This is a genomic window from Paenibacillus sp. SAFN-117 (assembly GCF_051966115.1).
In the GTDB taxonomy this organism is placed as follows: domain Bacteria; phylum Bacillota; class Bacilli; order Paenibacillales; family NBRC-103111; genus Paenibacillus_L; species Paenibacillus_L residui.
On the sequence record NZ_JBQCLK010000050.1, the window covers coordinates 27,967 to 32,821 of the forward strand.

A 4,855-nucleotide genomic window follows, 5' to 3' on the forward strand; every position below is an offset into this window, starting at 1 on the left:
TTCTAATTGGCATAAAAAGCTTCCGCTAATACCGGGTTATTCATCTTCGAAAAAACTTCGTTAAAAGCTTTTTTTACAAATAAAGGAGGATTCTGAACGGGATTAATACTATAATAAGATGAAGAGCAAAAGTAGGAAATTTGGTTGAAGACATCGGGAGGCGTTGAAGAATGATTAATTTGACAGAGGAACGCAGGAGACAGCTGGAGTATGTAGGCATCCGCGATGCGGATTTGTCCTTGCTGAAATCGAAGAAAGCGGAGTTTCAACAAATTGTGGAAAGCTTGGTGGACGAGCTTTATGACCATATTATGGCGCATCCCGAATTGAAGGAAGTTATTGAGAAGCATAGTACGATGGAGCGTCTGAAAGAAACCCAAAGATGGTATTTCATGTCGATGACCGAAGGGGTTATTGACGAGGAGTATATTCAGAAGCGTATGCATGTAGGCTCTGTTCATTCTAGAATCGGATTGGATTCCAACTGGTATTTGGGAACGTATATGATTTATCTGGACATAGCTTCCGTCCGTTTTCAACAAACCATGCCCCAAGATTGGGTGAAGGTGATCCATTCCTTGACCAAGATGTTTAATTTCGACTCCCAATTGGTTCTGGAAGCATACGAGAAGCTGGAGAAGGCAAAACTGGAAGCGGTCAGTATGGAACAAAGCAAGATGCTGCAAGGAATTAATGCCTCCATTCAGGATCTTGTGGGCATGATGGTTCAGCTTGGAGCAAGCAGTCAGTCTGTGGCCGAGATGGCGGAGAATACCGTCAACTCCCAGGAAAAGGCGAATCATCTGCTGTACGAGCTGGATAAGGAAATTCAGTACATAAATGAAATGGGTACCTTGATGCAGGAAGTTTCCGATCAGACCCATTTGCTCGGTCTTAACGCAGCCATTGAAGCCGCACGTGCAGGAGAAGAGGGGCGGGGCTTCGAGGTCGTGGCCAACGAGGTCCGTAAGCTGGCTTCCCGTTCCAGAGAAGCCCTGGATCAAATCCGGCTCAAGCTGACGTCCGTTCATCGTTTTCTACGCCAGGTAGAAGAAGAATCGAAGCGGACTTCGAACTATGCCAAGAATCAATCGGTCAGTTCCCAAGAGCTGGCTTCCTTCGTTAATATGATTGAAAAGGTTACCTCCGAACTGGAAAGATTGAAGACGGCGAAAACCGGCTGATGGGTATAAAGAGGAGCGTCTCCATTAGGGAAGACGCTCTTGCTGCTGGATTGGCCCTTTCATGCGGCAGGATTCTATATGTAAGGGGGATTTGGTATGGGCAAGATCTCGGTCATACGGATCTATGACAAGCAGGCGCCGACGGACGGACTTAGAATTTTGGTAGACCGGCTTTGGCCAAGAGGCATGACTAAAGAAGCCGCACACCTGGATGAATGGATGAAGGAGGCGGCTCCCAGCCGAGCGCTGCGCCAATGGTTTGCCCACAATCCGGATAGATTTGAATCGTTCAAAGAACAATATATGCAAGAATTGGACCAGGCCGACGGGGAAGCTGGCCGGACCCTGCATAAGCTTAGACAAATGGTCAGGGGCAAGGAGCCTGTCACCCTTCTATATGCGGCCAAAGATGAAAGATATAATCAAGCGGTTGTCTTGAAGGAATGGCTGGAAGAGAAAGAGGGAATGAATAAACAAAGCTAGCCCTGACCCGCAAGGGATATAGGGGCGGATATTATGGGGCCGGATTCCGGGTGTCCTTCAGAAATAAAAATGCTTTCCGTTAGCTATAAAATATTTCTATTGAGCGGTTCGTTGTGATGATGTTAATTTTATTGATATAATGTTTCAAAGCACGAACTTGTATTACAGGAAATATAAATCTTCTGGTCACAGAAATGAGGGAAATCATATGGAACATAAAATAACTGTCGGTATTGTAGGCTACGGGAATCTGGGTAAAGGTGTAGAGCTTGCACTCAAACAAAACCCTGATTTCCAACTGGAGGCCATCTTCACAAGAAGAAAACCGGAAGAGCTCACAGCAGGCTCCAAGCTGGTCCATATTTCTGAAGTGCAGGCTTATCAAGATAAGATCGATGTAATGATTCTATGCGGGGGATCCGCGACCGATCTGCCTGTCCAGGGGCCCGAATTTGCCGCTATGTTTAACACGGTGGACAGCTTCGATACCCATGCCCGCATTCCTGAATATTTCGCCAAGGTAGACGCCGAAGCGCGTAAGTCCGGGCACGTCAGTGTCATCTCTACCGGCTGGGATCCCGGCTTGTTTTCCCTGAACCGTCTGCTCGGGGAAGCCATTCTTCCCGAGGGTAAGGAATATACTTTCTGGGGTAAGGGAGTCAGCCAAGGACACTCGGATGCGGTTCGCCGGGTAGAAGGAGTCAAGCTCGGCATCCAATATACGATTCCAAGCGAAACGGCCGTATCGAGAGTTCGCGCCGGAGAGAATCCGGAGCTGTCGACCCGGGACAAGCATCTGCGGGAATGCTTTATTGTACCCGAGGAAGGCGCCGATCGCGATCGGATCGAGGCGGAGATCAAGTCGATGCCGAATTACTTCGCCGATTACGAGACGATCGTTCACTTCATTTCGGAAGAAGAGATGAAGGCCAACCACTCGGCTATGCCTCACGGCGGTCATGTGCTTCGTTCCGGGAAGACCGGAGCGGACAGCACTCAATTGATCGAGTTCGGGCTGAAGCTGGGCAGCAATCCCGAATTTACGGCGAGCGTGCTGGTCGCTTATGCCAGAGCGGCTTATAGACTGGCCAAGGAAGGACAAACCGGGGCCAAGACGGTGTTTGATATTCCGTTTGGTGCCCTGTCCCCCAAATCTCCTGAACAGCTGCGCAAAGAGCTTTTGTAAGCAAACGATAATATGGAACAACCAACCCGTAAGCCGGGAGCATCGGCTGCGGGAGGAATAGGACAAGCCTGCGGATGGATCATTCTGCAGGCTTGTTTTTTTGTGCTTGATGCAGTGAAGAGGCCCGGGAGATTATGCTACAATTCTATTAAACTTAATTTTCATACAAGGAAGGTAAGTAGAATGGCTATTTTGAAGAACGATTGGGCACCGCTGCTTGAGGATGAATTTGCCAAGCCTTATTATCTCCGTTTAAGAGAGTTTCTCGTTCAGGAGTATAAAACTTATACCGTATATCCGGATATGCACCATATATATTCGGCCTTGCATTCAACGCCATATGAGAATACGAAGGTGGTCATTATCGGCCAGGATCCGTATCACGGTCCCGGTCAGGCTCACGGCTTAAGCTTCTCGGTCTTGCCGGGCATCCAGCCTCCCCCATCTCTGCAAAATATCTATAAAGAGCTTCGCGACGATCTGGGCTGTAAAATTCCGAATAATGGCTATTTGCAAAGCTGGGCGGAGCAGGGGGTGCTCATGCTGAATTCGGTGCTGACGGTCAGAAGGGGGATGGCTAATTCCCATCAAGGACAGGGATGGGAAGGTTTCACGGATCGGGTGATCGAGCTGCTTAACGAACGGGAGAAGCCGCTTGTCTTCTTGTTATGGGGGAAATATGCCCAGGAGAAAGCGGCGCAGATTACATCGGACAAGCACTGCATCATCAAGTCCCCGCATCCGAGCCCGTTCTCGGCGAATCGGGGATTTTTCGGCAGCAGGCCGTTCTCCAGAGCCAACCGCTTCCTGCGGGAGAACGGGATCGCCGAGATAGATTGGCAGATCCCGGATCTGTAAGCTGCTTCAGATGGACCTCGGAGATTGCAAGGACGGACTCTGTTATTTATCCGGGATAATAATCTACCTCGAGTAATATTAGTGCGATTAAAGATTCTCGAAGGAAAAGCTCAGCTGAACCGGCTGTTCTTCCGCCTCCTGCGGGTCTAGGCGGAGCTCCGTCTTGTGAATATGGGAATTGTCTTTAGGCCCCGAATGGGAAGTCTGCAGATGGTGCCGGGCAAGCTGCTCTTTGATGAAATACATTTTCTCCTCGCGGTATTCGGACGGGATATAGCCCGAATGCCGGTAGAGACGGGCATAGCGGGCGAGCAGCTCCGGATAGGTCTGTTCCAGGGTGGCGAAGAACCAAACCTTCACTTCGGCTGTGCTCAACCGCAGATAGGACGGTATGACATAACAAGGATTGTACGAAGGAACGGTATCGACGAATTCCTGCAGCTCTTCCGGGGTATCCGTCAAATAGGGAAGGATCGGCGCCATGAAAATTCCGGCCTCTATTCCGGCTTCCCTCAACTGCTTGACGGTTTCCAGTCTTTTGACCGGGGACGGGGTGGAGGGCTCCAACTGTCTCCATAGCTTCCGGTTCAATGTATTGACGCTCAGGTTAACCGATACATGAGGCAGCTTCTTCAGCAAGTCAAGGTCTCTCAGGATAAGCGGGGATCGGGTCGTTATACTGGCCGGTACCCCATATTCAATCAGGACCTCCAGGCATTGCCGAGTCAGACGGGCCCGGCTCTCGATAGGCTGATAAGGATCGGTCGCGGTGCCTATGGCGATGCTCCCCAGTGCTTCCAAACCTTTCTTCGAACGGGCGGCGGCTGCAAGCTGCCGCTTCAATGCTTCCGCCGCATTCTCCTTCAAATAGATATGCTTCTGAAACGTATCGTCCGCCTTCTCTCCCAGGTAGGAATGAGTGCTGCGGGCATAGCAGAAGCTGCATCCATGCTGACATCCTCTGTACGGATTTAGAGACCAGTCAAAAGGCATGGAGGGCGCCTTGACCGAATTGAGCATGGTCTTGGCTGTTATGGGCTCGTACTGAATTGGGCCGGACAATCTTCTCCCGTTGCCAAGAACTTATAAAAGTCTATAAATCCTTGTTTGCTTCCTGTTTCGCCGTGTCCGCTTTTGCCGGAAC

The 4,855-nt window shown here is 50.1% G+C and carries 5 protein-coding genes; 4 read left to right on the forward strand and 1 reads right to left on the reverse strand.

The window, feature by feature from the left end; genetic code table 11:
* Positions 1 to 170: 170 nt before the first annotated feature.
* The 4 genes from ACTHRH_RS24215 to ACTHRH_RS24230 all read left to right on the forward strand — a co-directional run bounded on the left by ACTHRH_RS24215 (position 171) and on the right by ACTHRH_RS24230 (position 3,711).
* On the forward strand, positions 171 to 1,184 hold the full coding sequence (locus ACTHRH_RS24215) for a globin-coupled sensor protein (RefSeq protein WP_144937331.1): 1,014 nt from the start codon (positions 171 to 173) through the stop codon (positions 1,182 to 1,184).
* Positions 1,185 to 1,280: 96 nt separating this feature from the next.
* The gene (locus ACTHRH_RS24220; protein ID WP_144937328.1) at positions 1,281 to 1,667 is read left to right on the forward strand and encodes a DUF488 domain-containing protein; all 387 of its coding nucleotides are present in this window, start codon (positions 1,281 to 1,283) and stop codon (positions 1,665 to 1,667) included.
* A gap of 208 nt (positions 1,668 to 1,875) precedes the next feature.
* Complete coding sequence (locus ACTHRH_RS24225) at positions 1,876 to 2,853, forward strand: diaminopimelate dehydrogenase (RefSeq protein WP_144937325.1); 978 nt, start codon at positions 1,876 to 1,878, stop codon at positions 2,851 to 2,853.
* A gap of 183 nt (positions 2,854 to 3,036) precedes the next feature.
* Entirely contained in the window at positions 3,037 to 3,711 is a 675-nt protein-coding gene (locus ACTHRH_RS24230; protein ID WP_144937322.1) for a uracil-DNA glycosylase, read from the forward strand.
* A gap of 87 nt (positions 3,712 to 3,798) precedes the next feature.
* On the opposite strand, the gene ACTHRH_RS24235 is transcribed toward ACTHRH_RS24230, so the two are convergent.
* Positions 3,799 to 4,773 carry an SPL family radical SAM protein gene (locus tag ACTHRH_RS24235; protein WP_260982077.1) on the reverse strand — a complete coding sequence of 325 codons (975 nt, stop codon included), beginning with the start codon at positions 4,771 to 4,773 and terminating at the stop codon, positions 3,799 to 3,801.
* Between the last annotated feature and the right edge of the window lie 82 nt (positions 4,774 to 4,855).